The 17,676-nt window shown below is 71.8% G+C and carries 15 protein-coding genes and 2 tRNA genes; 9 read left to right on the top strand and 8 right to left on the bottom strand.

The features are described from left to right. Window positions 1-50: 50 nt before the first annotated feature. Together ACGF5U_RS14915 and ACGF5U_RS14910 are read left to right on the top strand one after the other, a co-directional pair. Complete coding sequence (locus ACGF5U_RS14915; RefSeq protein WP_392718306.1) at window positions 51-1,133, top strand: Leu/Phe/Val dehydrogenase; 1,083 nt, start codon at window positions 51-53, stop codon at window positions 1,131-1,133. 381 nt (window positions 1,134-1,514) lie between these two features. Continuing rightward, the gene (locus tag ACGF5U_RS14910) at window positions 1,515-1,778 is read left to right on the top strand and encodes a DUF3073 domain-containing protein (RefSeq protein ID WP_392718303.1); all 264 of its coding nucleotides are present in this window, start codon (window positions 1,515-1,517) and stop codon (window positions 1,776-1,778) included. A 75-nt stretch (window positions 1,779-1,853) separates the two neighbouring features. Here the strand turns inward: ACGF5U_RS14910 and purM are convergent, their stop codons facing one another. The 8 genes from purM to purS form a co-directional block, all read right to left on the bottom strand. Then, a complete protein-coding gene (gene purM / locus ACGF5U_RS14905) occupies window positions 1,854-2,927 on the bottom strand; it encodes a phosphoribosylformylglycinamidine cyclo-ligase (protein ID WP_392718301.1) in 1,074 nt (357 codons plus the stop codon). A 45-nt stretch (window positions 2,928-2,972) separates the two neighbouring features. After that, the gene (gene purF / locus ACGF5U_RS14900; protein WP_392718299.1) at window positions 2,973-4,499 is read right to left on the bottom strand and encodes an amidophosphoribosyltransferase; all 1,527 of its coding nucleotides are present in this window, start codon (window positions 4,497-4,499) and stop codon (window positions 2,973-2,975) included. Between the two features lie 368 nt (window positions 4,500-4,867). Beyond that, complete coding sequence (locus tag ACGF5U_RS14895) at window positions 4,868-5,692, bottom strand: META domain-containing protein (protein WP_392718297.1); 825 nt, start codon at window positions 5,690-5,692, stop codon at window positions 4,868-4,870. Between the two features lie 101 nt (window positions 5,693-5,793). After that, on the bottom strand, window positions 5,794-6,597 hold the full coding sequence (locus ACGF5U_RS14890; RefSeq protein WP_392718295.1) for a sterol carrier family protein: 804 nt from the start codon (window positions 6,595-6,597) through the stop codon (window positions 5,794-5,796). Between the two features lie 33 nt (window positions 6,598-6,630). Next, window positions 6,631-8,676: a protein kinase gene (locus ACGF5U_RS14885; RefSeq protein ID WP_392718293.1), complete on the bottom strand. Its 2,046-nt coding sequence runs from the start codon at window positions 8,674-8,676 to the stop codon at window positions 6,631-6,633. Between the two features lie 301 nt (window positions 8,677-8,977). Next, complete coding sequence (gene purL / locus ACGF5U_RS14880; protein ID WP_392718291.1) at window positions 8,978-11,227, bottom strand: phosphoribosylformylglycinamidine synthase subunit PurL; 2,250 nt, start codon at window positions 11,225-11,227, stop codon at window positions 8,978-8,980. Next, complete coding sequence (gene purQ, locus ACGF5U_RS14875) at window positions 11,224-11,904, bottom strand: phosphoribosylformylglycinamidine synthase subunit PurQ (protein WP_392718289.1); 681 nt, start codon at window positions 11,902-11,904, stop codon at window positions 11,224-11,226. The genes purL and purQ overlap by 4 nt, the downstream gene beginning before the upstream one ends. After that, window positions 11,901-12,149, bottom strand: coding sequence for a phosphoribosylformylglycinamidine synthase subunit PurS (gene purS, locus ACGF5U_RS14870; protein ID WP_392718287.1), 249 nt, complete (start codon window positions 12,147-12,149; stop codon window positions 11,901-11,903). Before purS ends, purQ begins: the two co-directional genes overlap by 4 nt. A gap of 346 nt (window positions 12,150-12,495) precedes the next feature. Between purS and ACGF5U_RS14865 the strand changes: the two genes are divergently transcribed. From ACGF5U_RS14865 to ACGF5U_RS14835, 7 genes are all read left to right on the top strand, one after another. Then, on the top strand, window positions 12,496-12,873 hold the full coding sequence (locus tag ACGF5U_RS14865; protein ID WP_392718285.1) for an Lsr2 family protein: 378 nt from the start codon (window positions 12,496-12,498) through the stop codon (window positions 12,871-12,873). Between the two features lie 349 nt (window positions 12,874-13,222). Next, window positions 13,223-13,294: transfer RNA gene (locus ACGF5U_RS14860), tRNA-Gly, on the top strand. Between the two features lie 96 nt (window positions 13,295-13,390). Continuing rightward, window positions 13,391-13,463 (top strand) — tRNA-Gly (locus ACGF5U_RS14855). A 368-nt stretch (window positions 13,464-13,831) separates the two neighbouring features. Next, window positions 13,832-14,797, top strand: coding sequence for an ABC transporter ATP-binding protein (locus ACGF5U_RS14850; RefSeq protein ID WP_392718283.1), 966 nt, complete (start codon window positions 13,832-13,834; stop codon window positions 14,795-14,797). A 5-nt stretch (window positions 14,798-14,802) separates the two neighbouring features. Then, window positions 14,803-15,642, top strand: coding sequence for an ABC transporter permease (locus tag ACGF5U_RS14845; protein ID WP_392718281.1), 840 nt, complete (start codon window positions 14,803-14,805; stop codon window positions 15,640-15,642). A gap of 34 nt (window positions 15,643-15,676) precedes the next feature. After that, window positions 15,677-17,065: a sensor histidine kinase gene (locus tag ACGF5U_RS14840; protein ID WP_392718279.1), complete on the top strand. Its 1,389-nt coding sequence runs from the start codon at window positions 15,677-15,679 to the stop codon at window positions 17,063-17,065. Further along, window positions 17,062-17,670 (top strand): response regulator, encoded by a 609-nt coding sequence (locus tag ACGF5U_RS14835; RefSeq protein ID WP_392718277.1) that lies wholly within the window; start codon window positions 17,062-17,064, stop codon window positions 17,668-17,670. Before ACGF5U_RS14840 ends, ACGF5U_RS14835 begins: the two co-directional genes overlap by 4 nt. The last annotated feature ends 6 nt before the right edge of the window (window positions 17,671-17,676 follow it).

The raw sequence follows: 17,676 nt of genomic DNA, 5'->3' as shown, positions 1-17,676 counted from the left end.
CACCCGCAGGGGGGTCCTCAATCGCCGCTTCGTACTTGGGAGTCACCACCGTGACCGATGTGACCGACGGCGTCCTGCACACCCTGTTCCGCTCGGAGCAGGGAGGCCACGAGCAAGTCGTGCTGTGCCAGGACCGCGCCTCCGGCCTCAAGGCCGTCATCGCCATCCACTCGACCGCCCTGGGCCCCGCCCTCGGCGGCACCCGTTTCTACCCGTACGCCTCCGAGGAAGAAGCCGTCATGGACGCGCTGAACCTCTCCCGGGGGATGTCGTACAAGAACGCCCTGGCCGGTCTGGAGCACGGCGGCGGCAAGGCCGTGATCATCGGGGATCCGGAGCTGATCAAGACGGAGGAACTGCTGCTGGCCTACGGCCGGTTCGTGGCCTCCCTCGGGGGCCGCTACGTCACGGCCTGCGACGTCGGCACGTACGTCGCGGACATGGACGTCGTCGCGCGGACGAACCGCTGGACCACCGGCCGCTCCCCCGAGAACGGCGGCGCCGGCGACTCCTCCGTGCTCACCGCCTTCGGTGTCTTCCAGGGCATGCGCGCCTCCGCCCAGCACCAGTGGGGCGACCCGACGCTGCGCGGCCGCAAGGTCGGTGTCGCCGGTGTCGGCAAGGTGGGCCACTACCTGGTCGAGCATCTGCTGCAGGACGGCGCCGAGGTCGTCATCACGGATGTCCGCGAGGAGTCGATCCGCCGCATCACGGACAGGTTCCCGCAGGTCACGGTGGTCGCGGACACCGACGCGCTGATCCGTACCGAGGGCCTGGACGTCTATGCGCCGTGCGCGCTGGGCGGCGCCCTCAACGACGACACCGTGCCCGTCCTGACGGCGAAGGTGGTGTGCGGCGCGGCCAACAACCAGCTCGCGCACCCGGGTGTGGAGAAGGACCTCTCGGACCGGGGGATCCTCTACGCGCCCGACTACGTCGTCAACGCGGGCGGGGTGATCCAGGTCGCCGACGAGCTGCACGGCTTCGACTTCGACCGGTGCAAGACGAAGGCGACGAAGATCTTCGACACCACGCTGGCGATATTCGCACGTGCGAAGAGTGACGGGATTCCGCCCGCCGCGGCGGCCGACCGCATCGCCGAGCAGCGGATGGCCGAAGCTCGCCGTCCCTGACACCCGCCGATGTCACTTACGATCACTTATCGTCACGTACGGTAGGAGAGTCGATACGGAAACGATCCGTCGGAAGGCGTGGGTCCGCTTCGCTCCCTTGTGTGTTCGTACACACATGCGTTCGCCGAGAGCGAGACAAGACTCACGCCAGTCGGCGGGTCGCCCTCCGGAAGAGGTTAAAATCGCAGCTGACCAGCGAGGACAGGGCGCCTTGAAGGTTCGGCTCCGAGGCGCGTCATGCGGGCGGCGTACCGTATGGCCGCGGAAGCAGGTACCGTTAAAGCCCTACGGGCCGGTCTCTCCACGGAGAGTCCGTCCCGAATCATGAACGCGTGTCAAGACTCTGGGGCCGTCGAGCCCCGTCACCGAGGGGGTCGAGCCATGGGGCGCGGCCGGGCCAAGGCCAAGCAGACAAAGGTCGCCCGCCAGCTGAAGTACAACAGCGGCGGGACTGACCTGTCGCGCCTGGCCAGCGAGCTGGGCGCATCGACTTCGAGTCCGCTCTCGAACCAGCCGCCGAACGGCGAGCCTTTCGAGGACGACGACGAGGAAGACGACCCGTACGCCCGCTACGCGGAGTTGTACAACGATGACGACGACGAGGACGAGGAGTCCGGTCCGTCGCCACAGCGTCGCGGCGCTTGACGCCCGCGTTTTCCGAGCCCGGTCCGGGGTCCAGCCCCGGACCGGGTTCTGCGCTGTCCAGCCCGGGGTCCGGCGTCAGCTCGCGTAGTCGCCGATCAGCTCGGCACCCGTCGCGTGGTCACCGCGCTCGGTGATCTCACCCGCGACCCAGGCGTCGACGCCCCGGTCCGCCAGCGTGGTCAGCGCCACGTCGACGGACTCGGCGGGAACGACGGCCATCATGCCGACACCCATGTTCAGCGTCTTCTCCAGCTCCAGCCGCTCCACCTGACCGGCCGTGCCGACCAGGTCGAAGATCGCGCCCGGCGCCCAGGTGGACCGGTCGACCCTGGCGTGCATCCCGTCCGGGATCACCCGCGCCAGGTTCGCGGCGAGACCGCCTCCGGTGATGTGGCTGAACGCGTGCACCTCGGTGGTGCGGGTGAGCGCGAGGCAGTCCAGCGAGTAGATCTTGGTGGGCTCCAGCAGCTCCTCGCCGAGCGTCCGGCCCAGCTCCTCGACCCGCTGGTCGAGGCTCATGCCCGCCCGGTCGAAGAGCACGTGCCGCACCAGCGAGTACCCGTTGGAGTGAAGGCCGGACGCCGCCATGGCGATGACCGCGTCACCCGTCCGGATACGATCCGCGCCGAGCAGCCGGTCCGCCTCGACCACGCCCGTGCCGGCACCGGCGACGTCGAAGTCGTCCGGGCCCAGCAGCCCGGGGTGCTCGGCGGTCTCGCCGCCGACCAGCGCGCAACCGGCCAGGACACAGCCCTCGGCGATGCCCTTGACGATGGCGGCGACCCGCTCGGGGTGCACCTTGCCGACGCAGATGTAGTCGGTCATGAACAGCGGCTCGGCGCCGCAGACGACGATGTCGTCCATCACCATCGCGACCAGGTCGTGGCCGATGGTGTCGTACACGCCGAGCCGGCGGGCGATGTCGACCTTCGTCCCGACACCGTCGGTGGCGGAGGCCAGCAGGGGACGCTCGTAGCGCTTGAAGGCGGAGGCGTCGAAGAGACCGGCGAAGCCGCCGAGGCCGCCGAGGCCCTCGACCTCCGCACGCCGCGTCTTCTTCACCCACTCCTTCATCAGTTCGACGGCGCGGTCGCCCGCCTCGATGTCGACGCCCGCGCTCGCGTAGCTGGCACCAGTGGTCTGAGACATGGGTTCAGAGCTTTCGTGTCGTACAGCTGGGTGTGCTGCGGGGTCTTACGGGCGGCGGAGCGCGTCGGCGGCCGCGGTGGCGGCCGGGCCGGCGGCCAGCTCCGTCTCCAGGAGCTGCTTGCCGAGCAACTCGGGGTCGGGGAGCTCCATCGGGTACTCGCCGTCGAAGCAGGCGCGGCACAGCTTCGGCTTGTCGATGGCCGTGGCCTCGATCATGCCGTCGAGGGAGATGTAGGAGAGGGAGTCCGCACCCAGCGACTTGCCGATCTCGTCGACCGTCATGCCGTTGGCGATCAGCTCGGCGCGGGTGGCGAAGTCGATGCCGAAGAAGCAGGGCCACTTCACCGGCGGGGACGAGATCCGGATGTGCACCTCGGCGGCGCCGGCCTCACGGAGCATCCGGACCAGGGCGCGCTGGGTGTTGCCGCGGACGATCGAGTCGTCCACGACCACCAGGCGCTTGCCCTTGATGACTTCCTTGAGGGGGTTCAGCTTGAGGCGGATGCCCAGCTGGCGGATGGTCTGCGACGGCTGGATGAAGGTCCGGCCGACGTAGGCGTTCTTGACGAGGCCCGCGCCGAAGGGGATGCCGCTGGCCTCCGCGTACCCGATCGCGGCGGGCGTGCCCGATTCGGGCGTCGCTATGACGAGGTCGGCGTCGACCGGCGCTTCCTTGGCGAGCCTGCGGCCCATCTCGACCCGGGACAGGTACACGTTCCGCCCGGCGATGTCGGTGTCGGGACGCGCCAGGTAGACGTACTCGAACACACAGCCCTTGGGCTTCGCTTCCGCGAATCGGGAGGTGCGCAGGCCGTTCTCGTCGATGGCGATGAGCTCGCCCGGCTCGATCTCGCGGACGAAGCTGGCGCCGCAGATGTCGAGGGCGGCGGTCTCGGACGCGACGACCCAGCCCCGCTCCAGGCGGCCGAGGACCAGCGGGCGGATGCCCTGCGGGTCACGGCCTGCGTAGAGGGTGTGCTCGTCCATGAAGACGAGGGAGAAGGCGCCCTTGACGTCGGGCAGGACCTTGGCGGCCGCCTGCTCGACGGTCAGCGGCTTGCCGTCGTCGTCGGTCTGGCCCGCGAGGAGCGCGGTGACGAGGTCGGTGTCGTTGGTCGCGGCCACCTGGGTGGCACGGCCGTTCTCCTTGGGGAGGTCGGCGACCATCTCGGCGAGCTCCGCCGTGTTGACCAGGTTGCCGTTGTGGCCGAGCGCGATGGACCCGTGGGCGGTCGCCCGGAAGGTCGGCTGCGCGTTCTCCCACACGGAGGCACCGGTGGTCGAGTAGCGGGCGTGACCGACCGCGATATGACCCTGGAGGGAACCGAGAGAGGTCTCGTCGAAGACCTGGGACACCAGGCCCATGTCCTTGAAGACGAGGATCTGGGAGCCGTTGCTGACCGCGATACCCGCGGATTCCTGGCCCCGATGCTGGAGGGCGTAGAGCCCGAAGTACGTGAGCTTTGCGACCTCTTCACCCGGCGCCCAGACACCGAAGACGCCACAAGCGTCCTGGGGGCCCTTCTCGCCGGGAAGCAGATCGTGATTGAGTCGACCGTCACCACGTGGCACGCCACCGAGTGTAGGCGAGATCGACCACTGGTCCGAATTGGGGATACCACCGCGGCCCGCGCCCCGGCCCGGCCCGATCCTGGCTCGCGCCGCTGACCAGGGGCCTTTTGGCCCCCTCCGGGCCGCCCCGGGCCCCTGCCGCCGCCGCTGCGCGGTGTGACGGACCTCGCAGCGGACCGACGGCGGGTCGGCGGAGGCGGGGCGGTCCCGGGCGGTAGGGGCAGGGTGCTCGCGGGCGGTAGGGGCGGGTGGTCGCGGGTGGTAGGGGCGGGTGGTCGCGGGTGGTCGCGGGCCGCGCGGTGGGATGCTTCAGGGCCCCGTGGGCCGCGCGGTGGGCTGCTGCAGGGCCGCGTGGGGCGTGCGGTGGGCTACTTCAGGGCCGCGTGGGCCGCGAAGCCGCTGCCGTCGGGGGCGGTGACGGTCAGCTGCCGGTGATCCAGGTCGTATGTGACCGTGCCTGCGTTCAGCGTCTTCAGCAGGCTGCGCTCCAGCTCCATCCCCGGGCCCTCGCACATTTTCCGTGTGGTCGCGAGACGACCCAGCGTCATCGTGTCGCCCTTCGTCTTCACGGTCGACGTGAAGGTGTTGCAGCCGAGGTTGCCGCGCGCACTGCCGTCGTCACCGATCGTGAGGTAGGCCCTGCCCTCCGTTCCGGCCGGCAGGGACATCGCGGTCTCGCCCGACAGGAGGGAGTCGATCGACCAGACGGTGCCGACCAGCGGCGCCGGGGGCTGCTCGGACAGGGTGATGGTGTCGCCGTCGGCCGCGGTGAGCGTGAGCACGCCGTCCTTCACGGCCCCCGTGAGCCTGCCGCTGAAGGTCTCGCGGAGGGCGTCCTCGAAGTTCTGGACCGGCCCGTCGCAGGCCATCTCCGTCATCGTGGTCGTACCGACGGTGACGGTGTCCCCCTCGATGTCCGCTTCGGCGGTGAAGTGGTTGCAGCCGAAGTTGCCCTTGGCGTCCTTCTCGCCGAACTCGACATGGGCGCTCGGGGTCGGCGACGCCGTCTTCCTGCCGTCGACGGTGACGCTGCCGACGATCCAGTGGGCACCGGTCACGGGCAGGTCGGGCCGTACCGTGCCGGCTCCGTCGCCCGGACCCGCGCCACCGCCCTCCGTACCGCAGGCGGTGAGGGCGAGCAGCGCGGCCAGGACGGCGGCGGTGGCGAGGTGCTGCTTCTTCGTGGTCCGCATGCCGATGGGACGGAACGGATGACGCTCCGGTTCCGGCTTCCCCACCCCTCCCTCGGCGCGGCCCGGAACGGCAGCGGGCCGGGCCCGTACGGGCGGCGGGCTCAGCCGAGTACGGGCAGCAGCTCCGAGATGTTCGCGCGGTCGCCGCTCGCGCCGACCCGCGCGGCGTCCAGCTCCGCCGCCCAGGTCGTCCGCCCCGTGGCGAGCCGCACCCAGGTCAGCGGGTCCGTCTCCACGACGTTCGGCGGCGTCCCCCGGGTGTGCCGGGGGCCCTCGACGCACTGCACGACCGCGAACGGCGGAATCCGGACCTCCACCGACCCGCCGGGCGCCTTCACGGCGAGCGCGTCCGCGAGGAGCCGGGTGCAGGCGGCCAGCGCCTGGCGGTCGTACGGGACGCCGAGGCCGGTCGCGTCGTTCAGGTCGTCGGTGTGCGTGATCAGCTCGACCGTACGGGTCACCAGGAAGTCGCCGAGCCGCATGCCGCCGAACCGCGTCGTGATCAGCCGTTCGTCGGACGCGCCCGCTAGGGCGTCGGCGAACCCTTCGGCCATCCGCGCGTACAGCTCGGCGAGGCCCTCCGGTCCTTCGGCCGCGCCGGCGAGCTCCCGGGTGTCCTCGTCCACCTGCCCGGCGAACCGCCGGGTGGCGAGCGGCCAGTCGAGCAGCCCGACGTCCCGGGCGGCCGGCTCGGGGGCCGCCACACCGCCCACGACGGACCTCAGCACCAGGGCGATGTGCGCCGCGAGTTCCCGTACCGTCCACGCGCCGAGCCGCGTGGGCAGCGCGAGCTGCTCGGGCGTCAGCGTGAGCACTGCCGTACGGACCTCCGCGAACTGCGCGAGCAGGGCCGCCCGGATCTTGGCGGAGTCGTAACTGCGGGAGCGTTTCCTGGCCGGTGGCATGGGCTGAGGCTACCGGCGCGGAGGGCGGCGGTGTCAGGTGGTGCGGCGGAGGGCGGCCCAGGTCTGCGTGCCCACCTCGCCGTCGACGGACAGGCCCTTGGCCTTCTGGAAGGCCACGACGGCGTTCTTGGTGTCGGTGCCGAACTGCCCGTCGACGCCCGCGCCGCCCACGCTGTAGCCGCGTCGGGTCAGCATGCACTGGACCTGCGTGACCCGGACGCCCTTGTCGCCGTACCGGGTGAGCTGGGTGCCGTCGTAGAACGCGCACTGGGACAGCCACGGCGGCGTCGGCGACGCGGTGGGTGTGGGGCGCGGCGCGGGGGCGGCGCTCCGGGTCGCGGTCACCGTGACCACCGGGGCGGGCTCGGCTCCGGCGCCGCCGGGCGCCGAGGCGACCGGCTCGGGGCGGGACGAGGGTACGGCCGGGTCGGCGGCGCCGTCCCGGTCCGGCTCCGCCGACGGCGAGGGGGACGCGCCGGCGGACGCGTCGGGTGAGCCGCCGGGCGAGAGCGGCGATGCGCCGATCCCGTCGGGGACCGCGCCGCCGGACGCCTCGGCGGAGGGTGTGGCGGGCCGGGCGGCGCCGGCCTCCCGGGTGGAGTTGGAGTCGGGCCGGGTGAACAGGAAGGCGGTGACGGCCACGACGCACACGGCGACGACCGCGGCGACGGCGACGTACGGGCCCTTGCTCCGCCGCCCGGCGCCGACGGACGCGGGCGTCGGTGCGGGCATGGGCGCGGGTACGGGCGCGGGCCCGGGCGCGGGCGTGGGTGGGAACGTGGTGGCGGGCGCGGGCGCGGGTGGCGGTGTGGGCCAGGTCCCCGGGGCGGCGCCGTACCCGGGGGCGGCGGCGTAGCCGGGCGCTGGGGCGCCGTACTGCTGGGACGGGGGGCCGAAACCGGGCGGCGACGGCGGGGCGACGCGCTCCGTCGCGGGGTGCGCCGGGCGTCGGCTCAGCATCTCGTACGCGTCCTGGAGGCCCGCCAGCCGGGACCCGAGCGGCTCCGGCCACACCGGCCCGACGGCACCCGGCCCGACGGCACCCGGCCCGACGGCACCCGGCCCGACGGCACCCGGCCCGACGGCACCCGGCCCGACGGCTCCGGGCACGACGGGTCCGCTCCCGCCCGGTCCCGGCACGCCGGCCGCCTGTCGGGCATCGGCGGCCTCGACGAGCGCCATCGGGGCCGGCCGGGCAGCCGGGTCCTTGGCGAGGCAGGCGACGAGCAGCGCGCCCAGCGCCGGATCGGCCGCCGACACCTGCCCTATGACCTCCTGGTTCGGATCCTCGTACGCCACCCGGTGCATGACGTCCAGACCGGTGCCCAGGCCGAAGGGGCCGTCGCCGGTCGCCGCGTAGACCAGGGTGCCGCCCAGCGAGAACACGTCGGACGCCGTGTCCGAGTGACCGCTCTTCAGGTACTCGGGGGCCATGAACGCGGGCGTGCCGACCCGCTGGCCGGTCATGGTGAGCATGCTGGCGCCCGTGGCCTTGGAGATACCGAAGTCGATCACGTGCGCGCCACGGGCGGACAGCAGCACGTTGGACGGCTTCAGGTCGCGGTGCACGATCCCGGCGGCGGCGAGCGCGAGCAGCCCCCGGCCGAGCTCGCCCACCAGCCGCCACACGGCGTCGGGGCCGAGCACTCCGTGCTGCTGGACGGCGTCGCCGAGGCTGAGCCCGGGGACGTACTCCGTGGCCATCCACAGCAGTTCGTCGTGGAAGCCGGTGCCGCGCAGCCGGGGCGCGTGCGGGGTGTCGACCTGGGCCTGTACGGCCGCCTCACGCTCGAACCGGCGCCGGAACTCGGCGTCCCCCGCGTACTCCGGCCGGATCACCTTGACCGCGACCAGCCCGGCCCCGGCCCTGTCTCCGGCCACGGCCCCGTGCCCGGCGCCGTCCCGTGGCCCGGCACCGCCGCGCTCGGCCGGGCGCGCGAGATACACCCGGCCCATCCCCCCGCTGCCGAGCACGCCGAGCGGCACGTACGGACCGATCACCGGCGGGTCCGACGGCGTCGGCGGTACCGCCCCCGTCTGCCGCAGCGCATGGGACGGCGAACGACTCTGATCCGACACGGAACCCCCCGAATTCCTTGTCCTGCATGCCAGTTCGCCGAGGTTATCGCAGCAGTGGGAACGGTTTCCCACCAGCGCGCCGGGCCCTCCCGGCGCCACGCCGGCATGCCGAAGGCCGGCCCGCACACAGGCCGAGGGCCGGCCCGCACACATGCCGAACGGCCGGCCTCCACGCATGCCGAAGGGCCGGCCCGCACACAGGCCGAGGGCCGATCCGCACACATGCCGAACGGTCGGCTTCCACGCACGCCGAAGGGCCGGCCCGTACGGACGGACCGGCCCTTCGTACGACGTACCGGGATCAGGACAGCAGCGCCGGGATGGTCGCCTCGTACGCCGTCCGCAGCTCGCTCAGCGCGATGCCGAACTCGCCCTGGACGTCGATCTCGTCGCCGTCCACGACACCGATGCGCGTCGCCGGGAGACCCCGCGCGCCGCACATGTCGGTGAAGCGCAGCTCCTCGCTGCGCGGGACGGACACGACCGCGCGGCCGGCCGACTCGCTGAAGAGGAACGTGAACGCGTCGAGCCCCTCCGGGACGACCAGCCGCGCCCCCTTCCCACCGCGCAGGCAGGACTCCACGACCGCCTGGACCAGGCCGCCGTCGGACAGGTCGTGCGCCGCGTCGATCATGCCGTCGCGGGACCCGGCGATCAGGATCTCGCCGAGCAGCCGCTCCCGGTCCAGGTCGACCTCGGGCGGCAGGCCGCCGAGGTGGTCGTGGACGACCTGCGACCACGCCGAGCCGCCGAACTCCTCGCGGGTGTCACCGAGCAGGTAGAGCAGCTGGCCCTCGTGCGCGAACGCGATCGGCGTACGCCGCGTCACGTCGTCGATGACACCGAGCACGGCCACGACCGGCGTCGGGTGGATGGCGACGTCACCGGTCTGGTTGTACAGCGACACGTTGCCGCCCGTGACCGGCGTGCCGAGCTCCAGGCAGGCGTCCGCGAGACCGCGCGTGGCCTCGGCGAACTGCCACATGACCGCGGGGTCCTCGGGCGAGCCGAAGTTCAGGCAGTCCGACACGGCCAGCGGCTTGGCGCCGGACGCGGCGACGTTCCGGTACGCCTCGGCCAGCGCGAGCTGCGCGCCCGCGTACGGGTCGAGCTTCGCGTACCGGCCGTTGCCGTCCGTGGCGATGGCCACGCCGAGGTTGGTCTCCTCGTCGATCCGGATCATGCCCGAGTCCTCGGGCTGGGCCAGGACCGTGTTGCCCTGCACGAACCGGTCGTACTGGTCGGTGATCCACGCCTTGGACGCCTGGTTCGGGTGCGCGACCAGCTTCAGGACCTGGTCCCTCAGCTCCTGCGACGACTGCGGGCGGGGCAGTCCGTTCGCGTCGTCGGCCTGGAGGGCGTCCTGCCACTCGGGGCGCTCGTACGGCCGGTGGTAGGTCGGGCCCTCGTGGGCGACGGTGCCCGGGGGCACGTCCACGATCTGCTGGCCGTGCCAGAAGATCTCAAGGCGCTCGCCGTCCGTCACCTCACCGATCACGGTGGCGATGACGTCCCACTTCTCGCAGATCTCCATGAACCGGTCGACGTGCCGCGGCTCGACGATCGCGCACATGCGCTCCTGCGACTCGCTCATGAGGATCTCCTCGGGCGAGAGCGTCGCGTCACGCAGCGGGACGGTGTCGAGCTCGACGCGCATACCGCCCGTGCCGGCCGAGGCCAGCTCGGAGGTCGCGCAGGACAGACCGGCGCCGCCGAGGTCCTGGATACCGGCGACCAGCTTCTCGCCGAAGATCTCCAGGGTGCACTCGATGAGGAGCTTCTCCTGGAACGGGTCGCCGACCTGGACGGCGGGCCGCTTGGTGGGCTTCGTGTCGTCGAAGGTCTCGGACGCGAGGACCGAGACGCCGCCGATGCCGTCGCCGCCGGTGCGGGCGCCGTACAGGATGACCTTGTTGCCGGGGCCCGACGCCTTGGCGAGATGGATGTCCTCGTGCTTCATCACGCCGATGCAGCCGGCGTTGACCAGCGGGTTGCCCTGGTAGCAGGAGTCGAAGACGGCCTCGCCGCCGATGTTGGGCAGGCCCAGGCAGTTGCCGTAGCCGCCGATACCGGCGACGACGCCCGGCAGGACGCGCTTGGTGTCGGGGTGGTCGGCCGCGCCGAACCGCAGTGGGTCCACCACCGCCACCGGGCGGGCGCCCATCGCGAGGATGTCGCGGACGATGCCGCCGACGCCGGTGGCCGCGCCCTGGTAGGGCTCGATGTACGAGGGGTGGTTGTGCGACTCGACCTTGAAGGTCACCGCATACCCCTGGCCGACGTCCACGACGCCCGCGTTCTCACCGATGCCGACGAGCATGGCGTCGGACTGCGGCTTCTTCTCGCTGAACTGCTTCAGGTGGACCTTGCTGCTCTTGTACGAGCAGTGCTCGGACCACATGACGGAGTACATGGCGAGCTCGGCGCCGGTCGGGCGGCGGCCGAGGATCTCGCGGATGCGCTCGTACTCGTCCTTCTTGAGGCCGAGTTCGGCCCACGGCTGCTCGACGTCGGGCGTCTCGGCCGCGTGCTTGACGGTGTCGAGAGTCATGCGTTGACCAGCTTCTTGAGGATCGAGGTGAAGAATCCGAGCCCGTCCGTACGCCCCGTGCCGACGAGCGGCTCGACGGCGTGCTCGGGGTGCGGCATGAGACCGACGATGTTTCCGGCGGCGTTGGTGATGCCGGCGATGTCGCGCAGCGAGCCGTTGGGGTTCATGTCGAGGTACCGGAACGCGACCCGGCCCTCGGCCTCCAGCTCGTCGAGCGTGCGCTCGTCGGCGGTGTACCGGCCGTCCATGTTCTTGAGCGGGACGGAGATCTCCTGGCCCTGCTCGTAGTCGGCGGTCCACGCGGTGTCCGCGTTCTCCACCCGCAGCCTCTGGTCACGGCAGATGAAGTGCAGATGGTTGTTGCGCAGCATCGCGCCGGGCAGCAGGTGCGCCTCGGTGAGGATCTGGAAGCCGTTGCAGATACCGAGGACCGGCATACCGGCCCTGGCCTGCTCGATGATGGTCTCCATCACCGGCGAGAACCGGGAGATGGCCCCGGCGCGCAGGTAGTCGCCGTAGGAGAAGCCGCCCGCGAGGACGACCGCGTCGACCTGCTTCAGGTCCTTGTCACGGTGCCAGAGCGAGACGGGCTCGGCGCCCGCGAGCCGGGCCGCGCGCAGCGCGTCCTGGTCGTCGAGCGTCCCGGGGAAGGTGACGACGCCGATGCGAGCGGTCACGACTCTTCCACCTTGACGACGAAGTCCTCGATGACGGTGTTGGCGAGAAAGGTTTCGGCCATCTCGTGGATGCGGGCGAGGGCGGCGTCATCGACCGGCCCCTCCACATCGAGCTCGAAGCGCTTTCCCTGACGGACGTCCGCGATCCCCTCGAAGCCGAGACGGGGCAGTGCACGCTGCACCGCCTGTCCCTGCGGGTCGAGGATCTCCGGCTTGAGCATGACGTCGACTACGACGCGTGCCACTGGCACTCCCGGTGGTGTGTTGCGTGGGCGGTTCCCTCAGCGTACCTGTCTCCAAAATCTACGCGAGTAGATCTCTGGAGGACCCTACAAAAGCACCCGAGAACACGGCAGGAACGGCCCGGGAAAATCCCGGAAAAGAAACACTCCGCCTTTGCCGGCGGACACGCGGACGCAATTGCCTGGGCTTCACAATGCGACACCTTCCGCTGTACAAAGGAATACAGAGGAAAGCAGCATTGCCCCTCGTCAGCCGTATAGACGGTATCGCCGCACGTCAGCCCGCGCTTCACGCAAGTCGACACACGGGCGTCGACGTCCGGCGCTCCGCGCGAAAGGACCGATATCCGTGGCGCAGCGCGTAGTAGTCACGCTCTCCGACGACATCGACGGCGGAGAAGCGGCGGAAACGGTCACGTTCGGCCTCGACGGTAAGTTGTACGAGATCGACCTCAATGCAGCCAATGCAAAGAAACTGCGCAAGGCGCTCGCCCCCTACATGGCGGCGGGCCGCAAGCAGTCCGGCACGGGGGGCGGCACCGGGGCCGGTGCCGCTGCCGGTGCCAGGCAGGCGCAGCCCGGCCGGCCGCGCACCTCGTACCGGCACACCTCCCTGGAGCCCGACCCGGCGGCCGTCCGCGCCTGGGCCCAGTCCAACAAGATGGACGTGCCCGCGCGCGGCCGGATCCCGAAGCGCGTGTACGAGGCGTTCCGCGCGGCGAGCTGAGACCGCCCAGGCGGGCCCGCCCGGCGAGCGGCGGGCTGACGGGCGGTGGGCAGGGGGCTGACTGGCGGGCGCCGCGCCCGACGGCTGACGGGTGACCTGACGGCGGGCTGACTGGCGGCGGGCTGGCGGGTGCCCTGTCGGCGGGCTGGCGGTGGTGGGCTGGGGGCGGCGGACTTGCGGGCGGTGGGGCGAGGCGACCGGAAGCCCACGGGCCCCCACCAGCGGGCGGTGGGCCGAGGCGCGGGCGGTGGCGGGCTGGCGGGCGGCGAGTTGCACGGCACCCCCCTTGATCGGCTAGAGTCTGGATCACGCCGAGGGGCAAGGCCGAAAGGCCCGCTTCACGGAGCGTGCGGGTGTAGTTCAGTAGTAGAACATCCCCCTTCCAGGGGGAAGGCGCAGTGTGCGATTCCTGTCACCCGCTCTTCATCACTTACCGACCACCCCGGTGGATCAGGTACAGTGGTGTTCGCACCGCCCGGGGGCGCCTCTCACGAGGAAGCCGCCGAGTGGCAGCACTGCGGACGTGGCTCAGTTGGTAGAGCATCACCTTGCCAAGGTGAGGGTCGCGAGTTCGAATCTCGTCGTCCGCTCAGAGAGAAGCCCCCGGTCGATCCGACCGGGGGCTTCCGCGTTTCCCAGCACTTGTCAGCGTTTGCCAGCGCTTGCCAGGGTTCTTCTGGATTCTCCCCGGCCTGCCCGGCTTCTCTGGCTCCCGGCTTCACTGGCTCCCGGCTTCTCTGGCTCCCGGCTTCTCTGGCTTCACTGGCTTCCGGGTTCTTCTGCGTTCTGCTCGTTTCGTGGACTTCTTCCGGGTTCCGTCTTTCACCCGTCCCTCCGCGATTTCCAGCGGGTCTTTCCCGTCCGTGCGCCGCGTCTCCGAGGGCCCCATGACATTTGTCATCGGCCCCGGTGACAGCACGCACTGCCGACCGGCCCGCTCCGCCGGAACGCTGGAGGCATGACCAGCTACAACAGCCATGAGCACGCGGACGGCGAGCTCGTGATCGAGGCGTCCGACGTGCGCCGCAGCTATGCCGGCGGCTTCGAAGCCGTGAGCGGAATCACCTTCTCCGTCGCCCGGGGCGAGATCTTCGCCCTTCTCGGCACCAACGGCGCGGGCAAGACCTCCACCGTGGAGCTGCTGGAGGGGCTCGCCGTGCCCAGCGGCGGACGCGTCCGGGTGCTCGGCCACGATCCGTACCGGCAGCGGGCCGTCGTGCGGCCACGGATCGGCGTCATGCTCCAGGAGGGCGGCTTCCCGTCCGACCTGACGGTCACCGAGACACTGCGGATGTGGGCCGGCTGCACCAGCGGTGCCCGGCCGACCGGTGAAGCCCTGGACATGGTGGGCCTGGGCGCCCGCTCCTCCGTACGCGTCAAGCAGCTGTCCGGTGGCGAGCGGCGGCGGCTGGACCTGGCGCTGGCCCTGCTCGGGCGGCCCGAGGTGCTGTTCCTCGACGAACCGTCCACCGGGCTCGACGCGGAAGGGCGGCGCGACACCTGGGAACTCGTACGGGAGCTGCGGGACAGCGGCACGACCGTGCTGCTGACCACCCACTACCTGGAGGAGGCCGAGTCGCTCGCCGACCGGCTGGCCATCATGCACGGCGGCCGGGTCGTGGTCACCGGTACTCCGGCGCAGGTCACGGCCGAGCGGCCGGCCCGCATCCGCTTCACCCTGCCGGACGGCGCCGACGCGAGCCTGCTGCCGCCTGCACTGCGCGGCGCGGCGCCGACCGGGCGGCGGATCGAGATCCGTACGCACGCCCTCCAGGACGTGCTGGGTGAGCTGCTGGCCTGGGCCGCGGCCCACGACGTACGGCTGGCAGGTCTCGACGCCCGGTCCGCCTCCCTCGAAGAGGCGTTCCTGGACATCGCGCAGACCCGGACGGACAACGGCACGGCGACGACGGTGGGGGTGTGACCGGCATGACGACACGGACACGAGCCGCGAAGGGCTCCGCCCGGCCGGAGACGGAAGGCTCCGCCGGCCCGGAGACCACGACGGCGATCGGCCGCATGGCCTCCCTCGGACGGGCCGAGTTCACCCTCCTCATACGGAACAGGACCGCGCTGTTCGTGGCCCTGCTGATGCCCCTGCTGATGATCGCCTCACTGCGCGGGTCGCTCGACCGCATCGGGGCCGACGAGACGGGCATGAGCGTCACCGAAGGGGTCATGACCGGCGGCATCGGCATGATCCTGATCCTCGTCGTCTACCTCAACCTCGTCTCCGCGTACGTCGGACGGCGTGAGGAACTCGTGCTGAAGCGGCTGCGTACCGGCGAGGCGACCGACCGCGAGATCCTCGCCGGCACCGCCCTCCCGTCGAGTGCGGTGGCGCTCGCGCAGTGCGTGCTGATGGTGGCGGCCGCGGTGCTCTTCCTGGACATGACCGCGCCCCGCAGGCCCGAGGTGTTCGTCGCCGGCGTCCTGGTGGGAACGGTGCTGCTGACGGCGCTCGCCGCGCTGACGGCGGCGATCACCCGGACCGTGGAGAGCGCGCAACTCACCACCATGCCCCTGTTCCTGGTCTCCGCCTTCGGGTCGGGGCTCTTCATCCCGCTCCAGATGCTGCCGGAGCGGGTGGCCCAGGTCGGCGAAGTGCTGCCGCTGACCGGGGTGATGACCCTCGTACGGGCCGGATGGCTCGGCTTCTCCGGCGACGACACCGAGGACCTGGCGATCGCGGCCGTGACCGCACTGGCCTGGACGGTGATCTCGGTGTTTGCTGTGCGACGGTGGTTCCGCTGGGAGCCGCGCCGCTGATCGGGCGGCAGACCGCCGGGGAGGGGACGGAACGGTGAGGCTCACGGGGTGGTGGAGCCGTCGGAGCCACGCGGCGAAGGTCGAGCTCTACACCCGCTGGACGTTCCACGGCTTCGTCTTCATCGAGATCCTCGCCGTCGGCTTCGCCTCGCCCCGCGAGATCCCCGCGCCGCTGAACGGCTGGCTGTTCCTGCTGGTGTGCGTCCACGCCCTGCTCGTCGCCGCGCTGGCGTCGCGCGCCCTCGACTGGGGCCTGGGGCGGCGACGCCGTCCTTACCGGCTCATCGCCACGGTGGCCGCGCTCTCCGCCGGAAGCGCCATCGGCGTGATCCTCCTCGGCAGGCTGGGCGCGCTGGACCCGCCGGGCCAGCCGCACAGAGACGTCACCGACGCCGGGGTGATCCTGGTGCCCGGTTTCCTCTCCTTCGGGATCAGCGCGCTGGTGCTCTGCCTGCCCGCCGTACGGCACATGCTGTACCTGACGCTCGCCGCGGCCGCGGGCACCGGGCTCTTCGCGGCCCTGCTGGGCCTGGCGCCCGTGGACGTCACCGGGCTCGCGGCCGCCACGCTCATCGGCGGACTCGTCTTCTCCTTCACGAGCGGCTTCTCGGGCTGGCTGCTCCGGGCCGTGTGGCAGTTGGACGCGGCCCGCGAGCTGCAGGGCCGGCTCGCCGTCGCCGAGGAACGGCTCCGCTTCGGACGGGACCTGCACGATGTGCTGGGTCGCAACCTGTCCGTGATCGCGCTGAAGAGCGAGCTGGCCGTACAGCTCGGCCGGCGCGGCTCCGTCGACGGGGCCGTGGACCAGATGGCCGAGGTGCAGCGGATCGCCCAGGAGTCCCAGCGGGAGGTACGGGACGTCGTCCGCGGCTACCGGGAGGCGGACCTGCCCACCGAACTGGAGGGTGCGCGCGGCGTGCTGACGGCCGCCGGGATCACCTGCACCATGCGCGACGGCGGGGCGGCGGGCACAGCGGGCACAGCGCCAGGCGCGGCGGTGTCTCGTCCGGCGGCGGGCACAGCGGGGTCCGGTCCGGCGGCGGGTACGGCGGGGTCCGGTCCGGCGGCGGACACGGCCGTGTTGCCCGCGCGGGTGCAGTCGGCTCTCGGATGGGTCGTCCGCGAGGCCACGACGAACGTCCTGCGGCACGGCGACGCCCGGAACTGCACCGTGTCCGTCCGGGTGGCGGACGGGCACGCCGTGCTGGAGGTCGTGAACGACGGAGCCGCCCCGGACACCGGCGGTGGCACCGCCGCGGGCAGCGGCGAAGGCCGGGGCGCGACCGGCGGAGGGTCCGGGCTCGCCGGGCTCCGGGAGCGGTTGGCCGCCCTCGACGGAACCCTGGAGGCCGGGCCGCTGAGCGGTGGACGCTTCCGGGTGACGGCCAGGATCCCCGTACGGGAGGAAGAAGGAGTGGCGTGACCGTACGCGTACTGCTCGCCGACGACGAGCATCTGATCCGGGGCGCGCTCGCCGCCCTGCTGGGCCTGGAGGACGACCTCGTCGTCGTCGCCGAGGCGGCGACCGGGCCCGAGGCGATCGCCATGGCGCTGGCGCACCGGCCCGACGTCGCGGTACTCGACCTCCAGATGCCCGGCGCCGACGGTGTGAGGGTCGCCACATCCCTGCGCGCCGAACTACCCGGCTGCCAGACCCTGATCGTCACCGGCCACGGCCGCCCCGGACACCTCAAGCGGGCCCTCGCGGCGGGCGTGCGCGGCTTCGTCCCGAAAACCGTCAGCGCCCAGCGGCTCGCCGAGATCATCCGTACCGTCCACGCCGGAAACCGTTACGTGGATCCGGAGTTGGCCGCCGACGCGATCTCCGCCGGGGACTCCCCGCTGACCGCGAGGGAGGCCGAAGTACTGGAACTCGCGGCGGACGGGGCGCCGGTCGCCGAGATCGCCAGGCGCGCTTCGCTGTCGCCGGGAACCGTCCGGAACTACCTGTCGTCGGCCGTCTCCAAACTCGGCGCGGAGAACCGGCACGCCGCGGTGCGTCTCGCCCGCGCGCGAGGTTGGGTATAGTGGTTC

The organism is Streptomyces sp. NPDC047886 (assembly GCF_043204435.1).
Taxonomy (GTDB): Bacteria; Actinomycetota; Actinomycetes; order Streptomycetales; family Streptomycetaceae; genus Streptomyces.
Note: the sequence above shows the minus strand (reverse complement) of the source record. Positions and strands in the feature narration are given on the sequence as shown.